The organism is Salibacterium salarium, assembly GCF_030813635.1.
Taxonomy (GTDB): Bacteria; Bacillota; Bacilli; order Bacillales; family Marinococcaceae; genus Salibacterium; species Salibacterium salarium.
Genome location: NZ_JAUSUM010000002.1, coordinates 501484 through 522236, shown reverse-complemented (window position 1 = coordinate 522236; position 20753 = coordinate 501484). Strand labels below are relative to the sequence as shown.

Sequence of the window (20753 nt, the reverse complement as noted above, 5' to 3'; positions counted from 1 at the left end):
AAACTTAATAAAACTGGAGGGGTTCTACTATGAGTAAAGGAGCAAATAGTACATTACTGCAGCGAAATCGCGACCCATTTATCCGCATTAAAATGCTTATGGGAATCATTCTGGCCAGTGTGTTTCTTTTTCCAATTATATGGATGTTATTTGTATCTATAAAACCAGAGGATATGTCCATTACCGATCCTATAAAATGGTTTTTACCGCCGTATACCTTCACAAATTATTTGTCCGTTATGGCAGAAAGTGATGTTTTACTTTGGTTGTGGAATAGTGCATTTATTGGAATAGCTACCACTATTCTTACATTGATTGTTACCTCTCTTGCTGCATTCGCCATCTCTAAAATTAAATTTAGATATAAAAAATTTATTTTTCTATTTTTCTTAGCAGGTATGATGGTACCAGGTGAAGCTACAATCATACCGCTTTTTGAAATCGTTAAAAGCATGAACATGCTTGATACTTATGCCGGTTTAATTTTACCAATGGTCGCCTCACCAATCGGGGTCATTATTTTAAAAAGTTTTTTTGACGGTGTTCCAGATGAACTAATGGAGAGTGCCAAGATTGATGGTTGCTCCCATTGGAGATTGTATTGGAATATTGTCCTGCCGCTAGCAAAACCAGCCATGGCTGCTATAGCCATATTCACGTTTATTGGTTCATGGAATAATTTCCTTTGGCCGTTTTTAGCTATTGTATCAGAAGAATTGTATACGCTTCCTATCGGTATTCCATCATTTAATTCAACGTACTCCACTACGTATGTCTTGCCGATGACAGTCAATGCAGTAGCTTCAATTCCGGTTATTATTGCGTTTCTAATTTTTGAGAAACAAATTGTGAAAGGGGTAAGTTTCACAGGAATTAAAGGATAATAAAGGAGTTTAGAAATAATGAATGTAAAAATAAAAGATACTTTTTGGAATGAACGTATGGATATCGTGCGAAAAAAAGTCATCCCATATCAATGGGAAGCGTTGAATGATCGCCTGCCGGATGTAGAGCCTAGTCACGCCATTAAAAATCTTCGTATTGCTGCGGGGGATGAATCAGGAGAGTTCAAAGGAATGGTTTTTCAAGATAGTGATGTAATGAAATGGTTGGAAGCCGTTGCCTATATTCTTGAACATCACCCTGATGAAGAGCTTGAAGAAACAGCAGATACTGTAATTGATCTTCTTCAAAGAGCACAGCAGGATGACGGATATTTAGATACGTATTTTATTGTAAAAGAACCAGAGATGAAATGGAAAAATTTGCGTGATTGGCATGAACTATATTGCGCTGGTCATTTAATTGAGGCAGCCGTTGCTTATTTTCATGCTACTGGAAAACGAAAACTTTTGGACATATCCTGCCGTTTTGCTGACAAAATAGATGATGTGTTCGGCACTGAAGCAAATCAAATTCAAGGGTATCCCGGTCATCAAGAAATAGAACTGGCACTTTTGAGACTTTATGAAACAACAGGAGAAGAACGGTATTTAAACCTAAGTCGGTTTTTCTTAGATGAAAGGGGGAAAGAACCTCATTATTTTGATAAAGAAAAGGAAGAAAGAGGGGAACCGGGTCCTGCTGATTGGGATGGTTACTTTAAACGTTACAGTTACCAACAAGCCCATTTACCAGTTCGGAATCAAACAGAAGCGGTAGGACATTCTGTACGAGCGATGTATATGTATACTGCAATGGCAGACATGGCTGCAAAAACGGAGGAAAAAGAATTAGTACAGGCGTGCCATAACTTATGGAAAAACGTAACCACTAAACAGATGTACATTACTGGAGGACTGGGATCGCAAGAATTTGGGGAGTCTTTTTCCTTTGATTATGATTTGCCAAATGATCTGTGTTATACAGAGACCTGCGCTTCTATTGGGCTTGTATTTTGGGCGAATCGAATGCTTAAAATGGATATTAATCATAAATATGGAGACGTAATGGAGAGAGCTTTATATAATGGAATTTTAAGTGGAATGGATTTGGATGGACGAAAGTTTTTTTATGTTAATCCGTTGGAAGTTTGGCCAGAATCTGTTCAGGCCAGAAAAGATAAAGAACATGTTAAACCGGTAAGACAACCATGGTATGCTTGCGCTTGCTGTCCTCCAAACTTGGCCCGAATCATTGCATCGTTAAATCATTATATATATAACGTTAGTGAAAATGAAGTGTTTGTACACTTATACATTGGTAGTGAAATTGATTTTGAAGTAGCTGGCCAAAACGTAACATTGTCTCAACAAACAGATTACCCGTGGGATGAAAACGTAAACTTCGAAGTGTCTTTAAAAGAAAAAGAAAGATTTACGCTTGCTTTAAGAATACCTGCATGGACAAGTGATGCTGCGCTGAAAGTAAATGGTGAAAGTGTCAGTATAGAAAAAAGTATAGAAGATGGTTATGTTTATGTTAATAGAACATGGTTTGATGGTGATAAAGTCGAACTTTATTTACCATTGGAAATTCAAAAAATGAGATCTCATCCTAACCTTCGTCATAACGCTAGCAAGGTTGCTTTGCAGCGTGGACCTATTGTTTATTGTCTCGAAGAAATAGATAACGGACCAGCATTACAGAATATTAGCTTAAAACATAATACACAGCTAAGAGTGGAACATGGGAATGATATTGCAAACGACGTTTTAGTTATAAAAGCTGAGGCTGAAAAAACAGATTCATCGGATTGGGGGGACGAACTTTACTCAGCGGCAACGCGAGAAAAGCAACCTATCACTATGATGGCCGTTCCTTATTATACTTGGTGTAACAGAGACCCCGGCGAAATGCTTGTATGGATAAATGAAAAGTAAACGAAAAGCACATTGCGGTTAAAACAACTGCAATGTGCTTTTGTTTTTCCGAATAAGAAAAACGAAGTACATACATACTATTCTTACTGAAAGAGAGGTCGATTTCATGGAAAAAGCAAAAATAGGTCTTGTTTTTTATATTTCAGTAGCAATTTTGGTTTTAGCTGTTCTTGTTGGCATCTTTGCTCCAGATGCATTAGAAAATATGACGTCCAATGCCCAGTCATTTATTTCAACACGTTTTGGTTGGTATTACTTAATTGTAGTGTCTCTCTTCGTACTGGTTTGTTTGTATATAATTGTTAGTCCTTATGGCAAAATCAAGCTAGGGAAACCAGACGATAAACCGGAGTATAATATGGCGACTTGGTTTGCGATGTTATTTAGTGCAGGTATGGGGATTGGGCTTGTTTTTTGGGGAGCAGCTGAACCCGTCTATCACTATGCTACAAATTCACCTACTGCTGAAGTTGGCACAGATGAAGCAATCAAAGAGGCTATGCGTTTTACTTTTTTTCATTGGGGAATCCATGCGTGGGGAATATACGCTATCATTGCATTATGTCTCGCTTATTTTAAATTCAGAAGAGATGCTAGAGGAACGGTTAGCTCAACGCTTAATACGATTATGAACACAGAGGGCACTATTGGAAAAATTATAGACATCATCGCTGTTACGGCTACGGTGTCAGGTGTTGCTACAACACTTGGCTTTGGAGCTGTTCAAATTAATGGTGGGTTATCCTTTATGACAAATATCAATAACGGGTTTTGGACACAGTTTGTTATTATTGTTGTAGTAACGATCTTATTTTTATTGTCGGCATCTACAGGCTTAGATAAGGGAATTAGAATACTAAGTAATACAAATATGGTTATTGCAGCCTTCTTGTTTGTGTTCGTCCTTATTTTCGGACCAACATTGTACTCCTTAAATATTTTTACCGACACGTTGGGGAAATACTTTCAGACGTTACCGGCTATGAGTTTTCGTCTTGCTCCGTTGACAGATGAAGCGCGTGATTGGATCGATAATTGGACTATATTTTACTGGGCATGGTGGATTGCTTGGTCTCCTTTTGTCGGGACATTTATAGCTAGAGTTTCAAAGGGGAGAACATTACGTCAATTTACGGCCGGAGTCCTTTTTGTTCCTTCGTTAGTCGGATTTTTGTGGTTTTCTGTGTTTGGAGGGGCTTCTATTTTACTTGAATCTGAGGGCACAGCGGCTATCTCAGAGTTAGCAACAGAAGAATCTCTATTTGGAGTTTTTGAACATTACCCGTTCGGTATTATTATGTCGATATTGGCAATAGGGCTAATTGGGACATTCTTCATTACTTCAGCTGATTCTGCTACGTTTGTTTTAGGTATGCAAACGTCGGATGGCTCGTTAAATCCTACGAAAAAAGTAAAGTTTATCTGGGGAATTTTGCTATCTGCTACAGCAGTTATACTGCTATATTCAGGGGGACTACAAGCTTTAGAAAACACGATGATTGTGGCCGCCTTTCCATTTTCAGTTATCATCCTACTAATGATTTTGGCATTATTTAAAGCGTTAAAAGAAGAAAAGCCGAATTTAAAAGCTGAAAAAGAACATAAAAAAACGAATTCAAGCAAAGGGTGATCTGAGTTACGGATCAGTTTTTCTCTTCATACAAAAGAGCTCGTCTCATTAGACGAACTCTTTTTTGTATATTTACGAATCTTTAGTAATAGATTGACGCATTTCTTCGATGGATTGATTACGATGCCGATTCTTTTCTTCAATCTGTTGCTTTTCTTTTTCATTAAGTGCTTCCCCATGTTCATTAGCAAATTCGGAGGTAGCGTTTAAATTCTCTTTCGTGTCATCTATAATTTCTTCTACAACTTCTTTATTATTAAAGTTTGACCGCCTATTTGATTTAGTCATTCAACAATTCCTCCTCTGTAAAAGTAATGGACTCTTAGTGTGATGCAGAAGCTTAAAAATATACAACCATAAACTTTTGACAGCTTTAACAAAACGACAGTATAAGCAAATAAAAAATAGTGTACATCACATCGAGAAAATAACGGGAACTAAAGTTTCTTTTATCAGACCGCCATTTGGTCAATATAATGAGACAACGATGAAAATTCTTGAGGAGATGGTCTTAATCCCTGTTATGTGGGAAATTTCTTCTTTTGATTGGCAATACAAAATGAATCCTGAAATGATCATTTATAATGTTGTCGAGCATATGAAGGATGGATCCATTATCCTTCTTCATGAATTAGAACAAACCAGGTTTGTTCTACCCAGACTTATTGACGAAATTAGAAACAAAGGTTTTGAATTTTCTTTGTTGTCAAAGATAAAAGAGTCCGACCCTGATTTACATTTGAAATAATTTTCTAATTCTTTACTGTTTAAATAAATGAAAGAATTAAAGAAATGAATGTTAGAACATGATATGTGTTAGAAAAATTCGAGTTTATATATACATTTTAGCAATACGATACAGATTGAGGAGTAAAAATTATATGTCGTTCCCGACATGGATTCTGTCCTGATCGCACGCACCTTTCGTATTCAGGTCAGAAGCCAAGGTATAGCCACCGTTTTCCGCTCCTTCTACAGAATGATAGATCACCGAGCCCGTGCGGCTAGCCAATTCCACCGTGCCTGATACATAATCCGCATGAATGTGTGTTTCCAGCGCACCTGTAATGGTGAATCTCTGTTCTTCTGCGATTTTTAGATACTCATTTACATTCCGGGATGGGTCGATGACCATCGTTTCTCCGGTCTTTTGACAGCCGACCATGTAGGACGCTTGCGCTAGTTCGTTTTCGTAAAAATATTTTAAATACATATATAGTAACTTCCTTCTTGTTAACTCATTCTTAACACTACACGGTATGGTATTTTTGAAGTGGATGGATGTTCTTCATACCCTGGGCCATACGCCGGAGCACGTTTCCTATCTGCTCACAGATGGAACCAACCCGGAGAAACCGATCGGTGTATTTACCGGTGATTTTGTGTTTGTCGGAGACGTCGGACGCCCCGATCTTCTGGAAAAGTCCGTCGGCGTGAAAGACTCGGCAGATGCCGGGGCAAGACAGATGTTTTCCTCGATTCAGACGTTCAAACAATTTGAAGATTACTTGCAGATCTGGCCCGGGCACGGAGCAGGCAGTTCCTGCGGTAAAGCACTTGGTGCGGTGCCGACATCGACGGATATGAAAAGATGTTCAATCCAGCTTTCCAGCCGGAAAAGGAACAGAAATTTGTTGATTTTCTGCTGGATGGACAGCCGGAACCTCCTGCCTATTTTGCGAATATGAAAGAAATGAATAAATACGGTGCGGCGTTATTATCCGAGGTCCGTCCTCCAGTTCGTCTGTCCATCGAGCTGAAGAGGTGGAAAAGCTGGCAGAAGAAAGTACCAAAATGGTGGTGGATACGAGAAAACCGGCTGCCTATGCTCGCGGCCACATTCCCGGAACGATCAATATTGCGTATCTGGAAGCTTTTACGGAATGGATGGGGTGGCTACCGACTATGAGTCGAATATCTATCTGATCGGAGAGAAAACCAATCATGAAGCAATGAAGGATGATGCCCTGTACGGTATCGAACGAAAGTGGTCAAAAATGCGAAAATTCTGAAAACATGCGTTTGTACGAAAATATTTCGCCGCAGGAACTGCAAAAAGAAAATGATGGCGGAAACGTTCGTATTCTCGATGTCCGTTTTCAAGATGAAAGGGAAAGGGAGCATATCCCAGGAGTGCAACATATCATGCTCGGTTATTTACCTTCTAAGATGGACCAGGAACTACCGCCGAGGGATAAACCGGTTGGCGGTCCACTGCGGATCCGGTAAACGTTCAGCAATCGCCGCGAGCATTCTTCTGAACAAGGGGTATCACGTGAAGAATTTACAAGGCGGAATGATGAACAACTGGAAAAAGCCAGAGTTGGAAATGAATTGATGGAAGAAGGGAACTATTAAATAAATTTACATTAGAGACACTCCCCATATGTTTAGAAAGAATACTGACGAATATCAAAGATAAATTCCAAAAATATTAAACGGTATTAGGAGGTTTCTAGTGCGCAGAACCTCCTTAAATAATGATTGAAAGAAGAAGGTATTTCCAATTTTTTGTTGAAGTAGTTACCACGCGCAAGGGCAAGGCAAGAACTATATCAATCACTTGGATTTAAAGAAACAGATCAGATGTTGTTACACAGGGAAAATAATCTTCTTCTTCATAGTTAGGGGGTTTATTGAATAATCGTGCAAGGCACATTACACAACTATCATAATTATGAAGATGCGTGGATAAAAGCTTACATAAATTACTGAGAACCGTCAGAAAGATAACAAGCTAATAGATAAGACTATTCCAACCAGAAAAGTAGGAGTAGTAGTTGTAGATTTCGATATAGAACATTTGCACGTCCATGTCGCTTCTATGTTCTAATATATCTACGCAGTAAGAAGCGAGTAAACAGACTCTTATCGAAATGAGTAGAAAACTAACCAAAAAATTTCATAATTAAGGAGGAGTGACATGACCATAAAAGGGTTAAATCATTTTTTATTTTCCGTTTCCGATTTAGAAGAATCTATTTCATTCTATGAAAATGTATTTAACGCCAAACTATTAGTAAAGGGAAGAAATACGGCTTATTTTGAGTTAAACGGGATGTGGCTGGCCCTTAATAAGGAAGAAGGTATTCCTCGCAAGGAGAAAAATGATTCTTACACTCATATAGCATTTTCTATAGATGAAAAGGATTTTGAAGTAGTTACCAAAAAACTGTATGACTTAAATGTAAACATACTTCCAGGTCGCCCAAGGGATGAAAAAGATAAGAATTCCATTTACTTTACGGATCCGGACGGACACAAGTTTGAATTTCATACAGGTACCTTACAAGACAGGTTGGAGTACTACAAACAGGATATTAATAAATGGTAGAGGAGAGTACGACCACGATTGAGTTGAGATATTCTCAGCCTTTTCATTTCCAGGAGCTTATAGTAACGAACAGGTTAGTTATTGATAACGTAAATATATATGTTTGTTAACATTTAAAGGGACTGCTTAGTAACTTTCGTGAATCCGCAATCGGGCGCACTAATCGAATAAGAGAGCGTTCTTCTGAATCGAGCCATATTGTTGAATAGTGAGGCTTACAAAAAACTCAAGTAGATACCAAAACCAAGCAACTTTCCATTGTTCTTGGATTTCTTTTTATCGTAGGATTTTGAGACAATAGGTGATAGAATAATCTGAAAAGAAATTAACGAAAATAAATTCTCTTATGTTTTCTCATTCTTTATTTTCAATTATTTAAGGAGGGTGTTGATATGTGGAATAGAAATAAGAGGTCCTGGGGGTGCTCTCTCATTGGGTCCCACCCCATATATGAGCAACGTACCTCCGTGGCCTAAATTTGTTGAGGTGTTGGAAAAACGCGAGTTATATCAATATGCTGAAATAATTCGTAAACATCATTTGAAATTAATATTAATACCTATAAATATGTATAAAAGGCCTTTTGCTTGAAATAATAAGTTTTCTACTGAATTGGGCGCGATTCTGAAGTAGTGAATTGCGCTCTTTATTGATTTATAGGGCATTTTCTTGAATACACTTAATAATGGAATTAGATATTTATGTTAAAATATAAAGAGAATTATGAAATAATTTATGTAATAATAAATAAGTAAAAAAATAACGAACAGGAAAAGGGGGATTGAAAATGGATGTAAGATATCCAATTGGGAAATTACAAGTTCCTAAAAAAGTAACATTAGAAAATATTCAAGAATGGCTAAAGGAAATCGAAACTTACACGATTCGATTAAGAGAAACTGTTGACTCATTAAGTGATGAGGAATTAAGCAGAACATATCGTGACGGTAGCTGGACAGTTCGTCAACTTGTTCATCACATTGCAGATTCTCAGTTGAACATGTATCAACGTTTAAAGCTGGCTTTAACAGATGAGAATCCAACAGTACCAGATTTTGATCAAGATAAGTGGGCTATTCAACCGGATACAAAGCTTCCTATAGAAAGTTCTATTAAAATGCTAGAAGGTATAAATGAGCGCATCGTATCTTTAGGAAATAGTTTAACTGAAGAGCAATTAAATCGAGTTTTCAATCACCAGAAAAACGGTAAAATAACAGTTGCAACAAAAGTTGCAAAGTTAGCTTGGCACGAAGAGCACCACTTAGCCCATATAAAAATTGCATTATCAAAGTAATACAATTATGTATGGAATTGGCTTATCGAACTTTGATAAGCCAATTTTTTTAAAATAAGGGATAATTACAGAAGTTTTATTCAACTAAAGGGCACTAATCTGTAACAAGACTAGTCCTTTTTTATGGATTAGTTTTACGTTATAGCAGGTTTTACCAAGTAAATTTAGAATAATATAATGAAATGTTAATAATCGTTTATTATAAAAAATGGTTTTTACAAGGAAGACTCCTATACCAATTACGAGAACGGGGGAGAAATAGGTGAAAGCTGCTTTTTTTGACAGGGATGGCACGATTATTAAAGATTACGCCGATAGAAAATGGACATTGGTTGACAGACCTGTATTTCTTCGAAACTCTGTTTGGACATTAAGGGAGGTACAACAGAGAGGATATGAAATTATAATCGTTACAAATCAATACCTTATAAATGAAGGATTTATATCTTTGCAACAGTATCAAAAGATAAGTAAATCAAAAGATAAGTAAAAAAATGCTTAGTGAACTAACGAATCAAGGCATACAAATCCTCGATATATTTTACTGTCCTCATGGAAGAGATGAAAGATGCAACTGTATGAAGCCTCAATCAGGGATGATTAAAGAGGCGGTGCAAAAATATCCTGAGATTAATATTAATGAATCGTTCATGGTTGGTGATTCTAAAGCCGACGTAAATTTAGCAGTAAATATGAACATGAGAGGATTTGGTATAGGAATAGATACTACCCATCCAAATATAACAAAACTCAAAAATGTGAGTGACTTGATTAACTATATATAAAGCTACTTTGTGTAATAGAAGGATAGGGCAGTTTTTTCAGCAAGGTGGGAAGATTAAAATGAGACTGAAACTAGAAGACATGCCAGATGCACCAGTCATTCATGAACTTATGATTAAGGCGTTCATGGAATATAAGAACGATCCATCTCCCTCTAGTGCTTTAGAAGAAACGGTGCAATCTGTTTCAGAAGCACTAGAAAGAGAGGAGAAAGCATTAATTGCTTATGTAGAAAATCAACCAGTGGGCATGGGATGTTTTCAAATAAAAAACGAAGGCTTATATTTCTATCGTTTGTCAGTTATTCCTCAAAAACACGGATAAGGCGGACAATATTAAAAGGTTTAGAGGAATATGAATTGCTTCAACGGACAAGGAGGGGATGAAGAAGAGAAATTCTTTGCTATTTTAATTGCTATTTTAATTTATTTCTAGTTTACATAATATATATTATAGGAAGTTAATGAAAATGAAGGTTTGGTGTATCAAAACCTAAGTAAACTTGTTGTTTTGAGACGTAGAAAAATTTTAAAGTAAATTTAAACCCCGCTAAGATTATTGCGAGGTTGCAGAATATTTAACAACATGCGGCGGTTCTTGCAAAAGCTCTTCTGTGATTTTACCAAATTCCTTGAAATGAGATGACTCGAAATGGTGATCAACCGCGTGTTGGTCCTTCCATTCTTCTATCATAACAAAAGTATTCGGATGATCAGTGTCTTGGTACAATTTATAACTTATGTTTCCTTCTTCTAATTGAGATTGTTTTACTAATTCCTTCGTTCTTTCCAAAAACGTGTGATGAACGTCAGTTTTTACTTTCATGTGTGCGTGGATAATAATCAATAAGTTCTTCTCCTTTTTATCACTAATTATCAATATTTTTGTTGAGAGGTTGTTCAAAAAGCTCAGGAAAATCGCTATGAACTTCTTCGTTAGCTTACGTCTTTGCGCTTTTTCCTGCTTTTTGAAAACGGACTTAAAAGTAGTGCACACTAAAATAAACGATCCATAGTAACATAATCGTAGATATTAGTCCTTCCCCTGTAAAGGAACCTGTTTTTGTTGTTACAGGAAATTTCATTTTATATTTCACAGGATACAATAAGGAAATACCACGTGGTGTAAGCATATCGAGTAATAGATGACTGCCTGCCCCTATAGTTATACCAAAGTGTGCCGCTTCGCCCCATTTATTTTGCAGAGATCCTGTAATGAGATAAAGAAATAAAACAAAAAGTATGCTGTGTGTGATAGTGCGATGGCCAAATACCTTATTTATCAGTTTAGAAATCGGTTTAATTCTTCTTCCTATCCAAGAAAAAGGTTGGCAAATATCTGGAAGGAGGCCGCCCATGATAATGCTTCCGGTATACACGGCTCCTTCTAGACTAGTGAGTGAAAAAGGCAAGGCATATAATGAATATATTCCTGCTCCTGCTGCGATTGCTCCTATAACGTGTGTGCCTGCATTCATGTTGTTCTACCTTTCAACTCTATCTTTAGTTTACATAATTATATTATCGTGAATTAATCATTGTTTTCATTTTTCTTGTTTAGCGATTCATAGTCGATTGCTGGCCACATACTTGTTACGGTGCCTTTTTCCTGTGTGTCAACAAGGAATGAACCATTACTATATCGATCACTCTTTCTCAAACTTCCGATATCTTCTGTTTCTACTTCTCCACCCTCTGTCTGAATCCTAAAAATATTAGACTCATCGGTTAATTTTTCAAGGCCTGCTACAAGGTGTGGATTTTTTTTCAATTCACGGAGTAATACAAGCCCTCGTTTCGCACGAGAACTACGTTCAAATTCATTAAGAGACATTTTTTTTACGGATCCTCTATGAGTAACGACTGCTACATTGGGAAGTTGAGTAGGATGAACTACAAATCCATTTATAACAAAGTCTCCATCTTTTAAGTTTATGCCTTTTACCCCTGCTGCTCTTTGCCCTATTGGAGCAACTTCTTCTTCAGAAAAACGTAATCCATATCCGTGATTTGTTGCAAGGAATACATCAAGTTCCCCGTTTGTCAATTCGACATTTACAACAACATCTTCTTCTTTTACTTTAACAGCTACTAATGCCCTGGAATAGCGTTGTGCTTTGTAGGCAGATAAGGCTGTCTTCTTTACCATACCTTGTTTTGTAAAAAAGATTAAGTACTGATCTTCACTAAATGCAGAAACTGGAATAGCTTTTATTAAACTGTCATCTGAATCTAATTGGACAATGTTACCTATATGCTGTCCGTTATCTTTCCAACGAATCTCTGATAGTTCATGCACAGGCATATACAGATACTGTCCTTTTTTAGTAAATAAAAGCAAAGTGTCCGTCGTATTCAATTCATCGAAAAACAACAAATCATCCGTTTCTTTCATTCCCGGTGGATCTTCGTTAGAAGCAGAATAAGAACGTGTACTAGTTCGTTTTACGTATCCTTCTTTCGTTGCTGTTACAATAACATTTTCTGAAGGGACCATTACTTCAAGATCAATCTTTAATTCTTCAATCTCTTCCTCTACTGTTGTTAATCGATTATCGTTATACGTTTTCTTTACGTAGGTTAATTGATCCTTTATAACACGGAGAAGTTTTTCTTCACTTGCTAAAATGTCTTTTAATTTCTTTATGTTTTTTGCCAATTCTTCCGCTTCTTTTTCTAAAGTAGTGATATCAGTGTTCGTTAATCGGTAAAGCTGCAATGTGACAATTGCTTCTGCTTGTTCTTCTGTAAATTCAAACGACTCCATTATATTATGTTTAGCGTCTTTTTTATCGTTCGAATTTCGTATTGTTTCAATGACTTGATCAAGTATGGAAATGGCTTTCTTCAAACCTTCCACGATGTGTTGACGCTTTTCTGCTTTATCAAGTTCAAAGCGTGACCGATTTGTAACTACTTCGCGTTGATGAGCAATATATGCTTGTAACAACTGCTTTAAACCGAGCAATTGCGGCGTTTTGTTATGAATGGCAACCATATTAAAGTTATAAGAAACTTGAAGATCCGTGTTTTTATACAAATAATGGAGTACACCAGTCGGGTCTGCTTCTTTTTTCAACTCTACGACAATGCGGAGGCCCGTTCTATCTGTGTCATCACGGACTTCTGCAATCCCATCGATTTTCTTGTCGAATCGGATTTCATCCATTCTTTTAACTAAGTTGGATTTCACCACTTCATAAGGTATTTCCGAGATTACAATTTGTTTTCTGCCCCCGCGTAGTGTTTCAATTTCGGTTTTGGATCGGACAACGACTTTTCCTTTTCCTGTCTCATACGCTTTTTTGATGCCATCTGTTCCTTGAATAATTCCACCAGTTGGGAAATCAGGCCCTTTTAAAACTGTCATTAATTCTTCAACTGTACAGTTAGGTTTATCTATTTCCATCAATGCTGCATCGATTACCTCTCCTAATTGATGCGGAGGGATATCTGTTGCATACCCTGATGATATTCCCATGGAACCGTTCACGAGCAGATTGGGGTACATTGCCGGAAGTACAACTGGTTCTTCAATCGAATCATCAAAGTTAGGAATATGTTCCACTGTATTTTTCTCAATGTCTCTTAACATTTCAGCTGAAACAGAAGAAAGTCTTGCTTCGGTGTAACGCATAGCAGCTGGTGGGTCACCGTCAATAGAACCATTATTACCATGCATTTCAACGAGTAAATTTCTTCCTTTCCAGTCCTGACTCATTCGCACCATTGCTTCATAAACGGACGAATCCCCGTGAGGATGGTAATTACCAATGACATTTCCGACCGTTTTAGCCGCTTTACGAAATGGCTTATCGGCCGTATTTCCATCTTGCAGCATCGCATATAAAATACGACGCTGTACCGGTTTCAGCCCATCTCTTGCATCAGGCAGCGCTCTTTCCTGAATAATATATTTACTGTAGCGACCAAAACGATCGCCCAGTACATCTTCTAAAGGTAAATCTAAATGTTTTTCAGCTTCGGTCACGCTTACTCCTCCTCCGTAACATGAAGGTTTTCATTTTCAAGTATATTAGCATCTTCTGTCATCCCAAATTTCACGTGGGATTCAATCCATTTTCGACGTGGCTCGACTTTGTCGCCCATTAAAGTTGTCACACGTTTGTCTGCTCGTGCCAAATCATCAACTGTTACGCGAACTAATGTCCGTGTATCAGGATCCATTGTCGTTTCCCATAATTGGGTCGCATCCATCTCACCAAGACCCTTATATCGCTGGATTGTATACCCTTTTCCTACCTTTTGGATCGCTTCTTTCATGCCGTCTTCATCCCAAGCGTATTCAACCTTTTGTTTTGAGCCGCTTCCTTTACTTATTTTATATAAAGGCGGGAGGGCGATAAATACTTTACCAGCTTCCACGAGTGGTCTCATGTATCTGTAAAAAAATGTGAGAAGTAACACTTGGATATGAGCACCGTCTGTATCGGCGTCCGTCATTATAACAACTTTGTCGTAATTACTGTCCTCCATGTTGAAATCTGTACCTACACCAGCTCCTATCGCATAAATAACGGTGCGGATTTCTTCATTTTTCATAATGTCATCCAATTTTGCTTTTTCAGTGTTGATCACTTTCCCACGCAAAGGAAGTACAGCCTGAAATTTACGGTCTCTGCCTTGTTTTGCCGACCCTCCTGCTGAATCCCCTTCGACTAAGTATAATTCGTTTCGTTCAGGATTTCTAGACTGAGCCGGTGTTAATTTACCGCTTAAGAGCTCTTTCCTTTTGCTCTTCTTTCCATTTCTTGCCTCTTCTCTTGCTTTACGGGCTGCTTCGCGTGCTTGAGAAGCTTTTATTGCTTTTTTTATGAGCATGGAGCTAGTGGTAGGGTTCTCTTCAAAAAAGTAAGTAAGTTTATCCGATACCACCTGATCCACGGCTGAGCGAGCTTCCGTCGTACCGAGTTTACTTTTAGTTTGTCCCTCAAACTGTAAAATAGATTCTGGCACTCGAATAGCAATAACCGCTGTAAAACCTTCACGAATATCAGATCCGTCCAAATTTTTATCTTTGTCTTTCAAAAAGTTCATTTTTCTTGCGTATTCATTAACGGCTCTGGTCAAAGCAGTTTTTGCTCCGGATTCATGTGTTCCTCCATCCTTTGTACGCACATTATTTACAAAAGATAGTACATTTTCTGTATAAGCATCATTAAATTGGAACGCTATTTCCACTTCGATGTCTTGATTTTTCCCGTCGAAATAAACAACCGGATGAAGGACTTCCTTATCTTCATTCAAGTATTCCGCAAATGCTTTAATGCCTGTTTCGTATTCAAAAGTTTCTGTATGTGGTTCAGCTAACCTTTCATCAGTTAAACGAATAGAAACTCCGCTTAATAAAAACGCAGCTTCACGCAAGCGTTCTGATAGCATTTCAAATTGATATGTTGTCGTGCTGAAAATATTAGAATCAGGCTTAAATCGAATAGTTGTTCCTGATTTTTTTGTCGTTCCCTCTTGAATTAGAGATGTTACCGGCTTGCCTCCATTGGCAAACTCTTGTCTATAAATTTCACCGTCTCGATGTATCGTAACTGTGAGCCACTCAGAAAGTGCATTTACAACAGAAGCACCCACGCCGTGTAATCCCCCGCTCGTAACGTATCCACCTTGACCGAACTTTCCTCCGGCATGCAATACGGTAAATATAACTTCCGGGGTTGATTTTCCTGTACGGTGTGTGCCAGTTGGAATTCCCCTACCATAGTCTATGACAGAAATGCTTTGGTCATGGTGAAGAATTACATCGATCACATCACCAAATCCAGCTAGTGCTTCATCGACAGAATTGTCGAGTATTTCAAATACGAGGTGATGAAGGCCGCGACTGTCCGTACTGCCAATATACATGCCAGGTCTTTTTCGAACAGCCTCGAGTCCTTCTAATACCTGAATTGCATCATCATTATAATCAAAGGCCTGTGTCAATGACGTGTTCTCCTTTCTACAAAAGAAAAGCGTGTATTCTACACTATAACATATTAATAGAACACATGTTTTATTTTTTATCAATGGTTCAAAACAGAACGCTCATCTGATTACGGATGAGCGTAGACGAACATTTATTTTATCATTGAATGTTCTACTTTAATACATTTATTCATAATCACAATCATACCTTCATTTTCCGCTATGCGAAAGGCTTCTTCATTTTCAAGACCTAATTGAGTCCAAAACACATTGGGGGTGATGTCCATGTCAGCGGCCTCCTTCGCTATTGCAGGAAGGTGTTCACTCCGTCGGAATACATCAACAATATCAACAGGAGTTTCTATATCTTTTAGAGATGGCACTGCATTTATTCCAAGTACTTCCGACACGTTAGGATTCACTGGAATAATCGAATATCCTGACTGTTGCATCACCTTGCTCACCTGGTAAGACGTTCGTGATGGGTTATCAGAAAGCCCGACGACAGCAATTGTTTTACTTGCTTTTAGTATTTCTGCAATTTTCTCTTGATTTGGATTTGTGATTTGACTCATTTATACCATCTCCTTTTATACAGGTTATTCAAAAAACCCGTTTTCCGTCAAGTAGTCTCTTGCTACGATTGAAGGATCAGTATCATTGTAATCAACCATGTAGTTCATTTGTTGCATATCTTCATTGGTTATTTTCCCGGATAGTTGATTCAATATATTTTCTAGACGCGGGTGTTTGTCTAATGTTTTTTGTTTCATCAAAGGCGCTCCTTGGTATGGAGGGAATAAATTTTTATCATCTTCTAATACTCTTAAGTTGTACTCAACCATATCAGCATCAGTGAAATAGGCATCAATGAAGTCTACTTCTCCCGTCTCGACGGCTCTTGTACGAAGACCAGCGTCCATTGTTTCAACGGTTTCAAAACTAAATCCATACACATCTTGAATTCCTGGATAACCATCTTCTCGATCAGCAAATTCAAATGTGAATCCTGCCGTCAATTCGTCAGTATAGGGTTCCATATCTGATATGGTTTGAATACCCAATTCTTGAGCATGCTGCTCTCTCATCGCTATCGCATATGTATTATTAAACTTCATTGGTTCTAAATATGCCATATTGTACTCATTGGCCATACCTTGTCTTGCTTGGGTATACACTTCTGTTTCTGTACTTCCTGATTCAGGTGTTTTTTCTAATAATGCTGACATTGCTGTTCCTGTAAATTCAGGATAGATATCAATTTCATCAACGGACAAAGCGTTAAATGCAGCATCTGTACTTCCGAAACCGGATTCGACGGATACTTGAAGGTCTGTTTCGTCTTCAATGAGATATTTATACATATTAGCAATAATTTCGGGTTCAGCCCCTAGTTTACCTCCGATAATTATATCGGATTCTTGGTCAAATGATATTAATGGTGCTGCCACCACCAAAAAAGATGCGGTGAGAACGGCTCCAATAGGAAACAAGGATTTTCCTTGAGACGTTTTCTCTACGATTCGTAGTATGATATCAAAACATAATGCCAATAAGGCAGCAGGAATCGCACCTAACAATATGTAAGCATTATCTGCGCGGTCTATTCCTGTCATAATAAAGTCACCGAGTCCGCCGGCACTTATTAGAGCAGCCAACGTAGCTGTTCCAACAATCAGTACCATAGAAGTACGAATACCTGCCATAATGATTGGCATCGCCATTGGCAATTCGATTTTTCGAAGACGTCGAAAAGAGGACATTCCCATACCTGTGGCAGCTTCAATGATGGCTGGATCCACTTCTTTAATACCAGTATATGTGTTTCTTAATACAGGCAGTAAGGCATAGACAGCCAAGGCGACTACAGCAGGTAAAGTGCCTATTTTATTCAATAATAAAATCATAAACCCAAGTAGAGCTAAACTAGGAATTGTCTGCAGAACAGCAGCAATCCCAATAATAGGTTCTGCGATTTTTGTTTTTCTTGATAAATAAATGCCAAGGGGGATCGCAATAAATACGGCACATAATAAAGCAAGCAGGGACATATGTATATGTTCCCATACCAATGTCCAAAACATGGATTGACGGCTTTGGAAAAGCTCAATTACGGACTGGATTGTATTCAATTATATCTCCCCCTTTCTTTTTGTATCCATGGTTGTAGATTTCATGTAAGAGACGATATTTTTGTAACTCATTGTTCCAACAAGTGTATTGTTTTCTAGTACTGGGAGCACATCGACATCTATTACATCAAAATAATAAATAGATTGATTTAATGACATATCAGGGGACAACGTAATATTATGTTCCATTACTTCATGTCCTTGTTTTCGTCCCAAAAAATAACTTTCGTTATCAATAACGTAAACTGGTTCATTTTGTAACGACAGCTGTAATAGCTCATTAATATTCACGATATAATCACTATACGGATCCATTATATCTTTTACTGGAGATTCCCATTCATTTGTTCGATTTCCGATAAAGTCCTTCACAAATTGGTTAACGGGATTTCTCGTAATCTCTGCAGGTGTTCCTATCTGAACGATTTTGCCTTCATTCATCATGCAAATTCGGTCTCCTAAAGCCATTGCCTCATCCATATCGTGAGTAACAAACACAATCGTCTTTTGTATACGAGATTGTAACTCCTTCACATCTCGTTGCAACTGTTCTCTGGTGAGCGGATCTAAAGCACTGAAAGGCTCATCCATAATTAAAATATTAGGGTCTGCCGCGAGTGCTCGCAACACGCCAACTCGTTGTTGTTGCCCGCCTGATAACTCGACTGGCTTCCTTGATCTGTAAGTGGCCGGATCTAAATCTACCATACGAAGCAGCTCATCCACTCTTTCTGATATTTCCTTTTTACTCCAATTCACCATATCTGGAACAACAGAAATGTTTTCTGCTATGGTCATTGTTGGAAATAGTGCAATTTGCTGCAGAACGTACCCTATATTCCAGCGTAATGCTTGCTTGTTCCAATTATTTATATCAACTCCTTCAATATAAATTGTTCCATTTGTAGGAGCTATCAAACGGTTAATCATCTTCAATGTTGTTGTTTTACCACACCCGCTCGGACCTATTAATACGAATAGTTCTCCTTTTTGTATCGTCGTTGTAAATTGACGAACCGCCTTTGTCCCATCTGGAAATTCTTTAGAGATATTCTCAAACGTAATCATTGCTGCATTCCTTTCTTGGCAAAGCCGAGTATTAGTAAGTAGTACTTTATATCACGTGAACAAGTTTTTAAACTACTGAGTAAAAAGAAAAAGCCTATCTTTATACAATAGGCTTTGTTCCAAGTTGTTAAAATTGATAGAGTGGTTTATATTTTTCTGATAAATAATTCAGTAAATGTTCTGGATTGATATTTTCACCGGTGGCATCTTTAATAATCTCAGCTGGAGATTTTATACGTCCGTACTGGTGAACATGTTTAGTTAACCATTCTCTGATAGAGGAAAGCTCTCCCTTTTGACACAATTGATCAAACTCTGGTATCTCTTTACGCATTGCCTGATGAAGTTGAGCAGCATAAATATATCCTAAAGCGTAAGATGGAAAATAACCAAATGCACCAAAAGACCAATGGACGTCCTGTAATACCCCTTGGCTATCATTTGGTGGGATTACACCGAGATATTCTTCCATTTTTTCATTCCATACTTTCGGGAGATCCGCCACTTCTATATCTCCATTTATCAACCCTTTTTCTATTTCATATCGTAATATAATGTGAAGCGAATATGTCATTTCATCTGCTTCTATACGTATAAGAGAAGGTTTAGCCTCATTGATAGCATGATAAAATTGATCGAGATTTACATCTTCAAATTGTCCATTAGAATAGGATTGTAATAAATCGTAATTATTCTCCCAAAACATTTTGTTTCGACCGACAAAATTTTCCCAAAACAGTGATTGAGATTCGTGAATTCCCATAGATGTGCCATCACTGAGAACAGTGCCTGCGAGTTCCTCAGGAAGATTTTGTTCGTATAAAGCGTGACCTCCTTCGTGGATAGTACCAAACACAGCAGTGCGAAAATCATTCTCGTCATATTTAGTTGTTACCCGTACGTCCTTAGGATTTAAACCAATGGCAAATGGGTGAACGGTTTCGTCTAATCTTCCTGCTTCAAAATCATATGTCATTTGAGACAATATTTCTGAACTAAATTGCTTTTGATTATCTTTAGGAAAAGAACGGAAAATAAAATCAGTCTGCGGTTTATTAGAAGACGATGTAACACCTTCTACCAAGGGAATCAATCCATCGCGCAATCGACTGAACACTTGATCGAGCGTGTCAACAGTCATTCCAGGATCAAAATCTTCGAGTAAGGCATTGTAGGGATGACCTTCGTATCCCCAGTAATCAGCAAATTTGCGGCTGAACCGCACAATTTTCTCCAAATAAGGACGAAACATCTCGAAGTCATTTTGTTCTTTGGCCTCTTCCCAAATGGACTCGGACTTTGCGGTTAAAATACTATATTCCCGAAATTCATCTTCAGGTATTTTGATAGAACGGTCGTATTCCTTTTTTAATTCCTTTGCTGATTGACGAGTAACATTTGATACAACGTCTTTGTCCGCTTGCAATATTTCTTCTAAAAGTCCTCCTGTTTCTTCCGATGTTTTTAATTTAAATAATTCAGTCGACAACGAACCAATCACTTCTGAACGTTGATCTGCTCCTTTTTTTGGTGCTTTTGTTCGTGCATCCCACTGCAAAAGACCAAGTGCTTGTTCATAGGAGGACATTTTTTGCATTAGTTCCTTAAAATCTTTTTCTGTTTGTTTTATTGTTTTTGTCAAAAATAATCGCTCCTTATTATTGCATGATAATGTTAGTATATAGGAAAATTTGTTATACTTTCAGCCTAACACATTCCTAATCCATTTTTCATTTTTGAAACGTTTC

22 protein-coding genes are annotated in these 20753 nt (G+C 37.7%); 12 read left to right on the top strand and 10 right to left on the bottom strand.

The genetic code is table 11. The features are described from left to right. The first annotated feature begins 29 nt into the window (after positions 1-29). The 3 genes from J2S78_RS08430 (at position 30) to J2S78_RS08420 (ending at position 4452) form a co-directional block, all read left to right on the top strand. On the top strand, positions 30-884 hold the full coding sequence (locus J2S78_RS08430; protein ID WP_306897755.1) for a carbohydrate ABC transporter permease: 855 nt from the start codon (positions 30-32) through the stop codon (positions 882-884). 18 nt (positions 885-902) lie between these two features. After that, positions 903-2822, top strand: coding sequence for a glycoside hydrolase family 127 protein (locus J2S78_RS08425; protein ID WP_306897753.1), 1920 nt, complete (start codon positions 903-905; stop codon positions 2820-2822). A gap of 106 nt (positions 2823-2928) precedes the next feature. Beyond that, on the top strand, positions 2929-4452 hold the full coding sequence (locus tag J2S78_RS08420) for a glycine betaine uptake BCCT transporter (protein ID WP_306897751.1): 1524 nt from the start codon (positions 2929-2931) through the stop codon (positions 4450-4452). A 72-nt stretch (positions 4453-4524) separates the two neighbouring features. On the opposite strand, the gene J2S78_RS08415 is transcribed toward J2S78_RS08420, so the two are convergent. After that, a complete protein-coding gene (locus J2S78_RS08415; RefSeq protein ID WP_306897749.1) occupies positions 4525-4740 on the bottom strand; it encodes a small acid-soluble spore protein Tlp in 216 nt (71 codons plus the stop codon). Between the two features lie 58 nt (positions 4741-4798). Between J2S78_RS08415 and J2S78_RS08410 the strand changes: the two genes are divergently transcribed. Then, positions 4799-5200: a polysaccharide deacetylase family protein gene (locus J2S78_RS08410; RefSeq protein ID WP_306898760.1), complete on the top strand. Its 402-nt coding sequence runs from the start codon at positions 4799-4801 to the stop codon at positions 5198-5200. A 129-nt stretch (positions 5201-5329) separates the two neighbouring features. Here J2S78_RS08410 and J2S78_RS08405 read toward each other — a convergent pair whose 3' ends face one another. Then, entirely contained in the window at positions 5330-5665 is a 336-nt protein-coding gene (locus tag J2S78_RS08405; protein ID WP_306897747.1) for an MBL fold metallo-hydrolase, read from the bottom strand. Between the two features lie 55 nt (positions 5666-5720). Here J2S78_RS08405 and J2S78_RS08400 point away from each other — a divergent pair, with 55 nt between their 5' ends. From J2S78_RS08400 to J2S78_RS08370, 8 genes are all read left to right on the top strand, one after another. Continuing rightward, entirely contained in the window at positions 5721-6140 is a 420-nt protein-coding gene (locus J2S78_RS08400) for an MBL fold metallo-hydrolase (RefSeq protein WP_306897746.1), read from the top strand. 76 nt (positions 6141-6216) lie between these two features. Next, on the top strand, positions 6217-6378 hold the full coding sequence (locus J2S78_RS17100) for a rhodanese-like domain-containing protein (RefSeq protein WP_370871538.1): 162 nt from the start codon (positions 6217-6219) through the stop codon (positions 6376-6378). Between the two features lie 33 nt (positions 6379-6411). Continuing rightward, the gene (locus J2S78_RS08395; RefSeq protein WP_306897744.1) at positions 6412-6681 is read left to right on the top strand and encodes a rhodanese-like domain-containing protein; all 270 of its coding nucleotides are present in this window, start codon (positions 6412-6414) and stop codon (positions 6679-6681) included. A gap of 694 nt (positions 6682-7375) precedes the next feature. Further along, positions 7376-7786, top strand: a complete 411-nt coding sequence (gene fosB / locus J2S78_RS08390) for a metallothiol transferase FosB (RefSeq protein ID WP_306897741.1) — start codon at positions 7376-7378, stop codon at positions 7784-7786. 787 nt (positions 7787-8573) lie between these two features. Next, positions 8574-9083 carry a YfiT family bacillithiol transferase gene (locus J2S78_RS08385; RefSeq protein ID WP_306897739.1) on the top strand — a complete coding sequence of 170 codons (510 nt, stop codon included), beginning with the start codon at positions 8574-8576 and terminating at the stop codon, positions 9081-9083. Between the two features lie 262 nt (positions 9084-9345). Then, positions 9346-9573 carry an HAD family hydrolase gene (locus tag J2S78_RS08380; RefSeq protein WP_306897738.1) on the top strand — a complete coding sequence of 76 codons (228 nt, stop codon included), beginning with the start codon at positions 9346-9348 and terminating at the stop codon, positions 9571-9573. 4 nt (positions 9574-9577) lie between these two features. Beyond that, on the top strand, positions 9578-9868 hold the full coding sequence (locus J2S78_RS08375; RefSeq protein ID WP_306897736.1) for an HAD-IIIA family hydrolase: 291 nt from the start codon (positions 9578-9580) through the stop codon (positions 9866-9868). A 58-nt stretch (positions 9869-9926) separates the two neighbouring features. Beyond that, on the top strand, positions 9927-10190 hold the full coding sequence (locus J2S78_RS08370; RefSeq protein ID WP_306897734.1) for a hypothetical protein: 264 nt from the start codon (positions 9927-9929) through the stop codon (positions 10188-10190). A 231-nt stretch (positions 10191-10421) separates the two neighbouring features. Here the strand turns inward: J2S78_RS08370 and J2S78_RS08365 are convergent, their stop codons facing one another. The 8 genes from J2S78_RS08365 to J2S78_RS08330 form a co-directional block, all read right to left on the bottom strand. Continuing rightward, positions 10422-10712 carry a putative quinol monooxygenase gene (locus J2S78_RS08365; protein WP_306897733.1) on the bottom strand — a complete coding sequence of 97 codons (291 nt, stop codon included), beginning with the start codon at positions 10710-10712 and terminating at the stop codon, positions 10422-10424. Positions 10713-10845: 133 nt separating this feature from the next. After that, positions 10846-11343 carry a metal-dependent hydrolase gene (locus tag J2S78_RS08360; RefSeq protein ID WP_306897732.1) on the bottom strand — a complete coding sequence of 166 codons (498 nt, stop codon included), beginning with the start codon at positions 11341-11343 and terminating at the stop codon, positions 10846-10848. Between the two features lie 53 nt (positions 11344-11396). Next, on the bottom strand, positions 11397-13856 hold the full coding sequence (gene parC, locus J2S78_RS08355) for a DNA topoisomerase IV subunit A (protein ID WP_306897729.1): 2460 nt from the start codon (positions 13854-13856) through the stop codon (positions 11397-11399). Positions 13857-13858: 2 nt separating this feature from the next. Beyond that, positions 13859-15823 (bottom strand): DNA topoisomerase IV subunit B, encoded by a 1965-nt coding sequence (parE, locus tag J2S78_RS08350; RefSeq protein ID WP_306897728.1) that lies wholly within the window; start codon positions 15821-15823, stop codon positions 13859-13861. Between the two features lie 134 nt (positions 15824-15957). Continuing rightward, entirely contained in the window at positions 15958-16380 is a 423-nt protein-coding gene (locus J2S78_RS08345) for a CoA-binding protein (protein WP_306897726.1), read from the bottom strand. A gap of 24 nt (positions 16381-16404) precedes the next feature. After that, positions 16405-17928, bottom strand: coding sequence for an ABC transporter permease/substrate-binding protein (locus J2S78_RS08340; protein WP_503167823.1), 1524 nt, complete (start codon positions 17926-17928; stop codon positions 16405-16407). 9 nt (positions 17929-17937) lie between these two features. Continuing rightward, positions 17938-19005: an ABC transporter ATP-binding protein gene (locus tag J2S78_RS08335; protein ID WP_306897723.1), complete on the bottom strand. Its 1068-nt coding sequence runs from the start codon at positions 19003-19005 to the stop codon at positions 17938-17940. Positions 19006-19132: 127 nt separating this feature from the next. Then, positions 19133-20647, bottom strand: a complete 1515-nt coding sequence (locus J2S78_RS08330; protein ID WP_306897722.1) for a carboxypeptidase M32 — start codon at positions 20645-20647, stop codon at positions 19133-19135. Between the last annotated feature and the right edge of the window lie 106 nt (positions 20648-20753).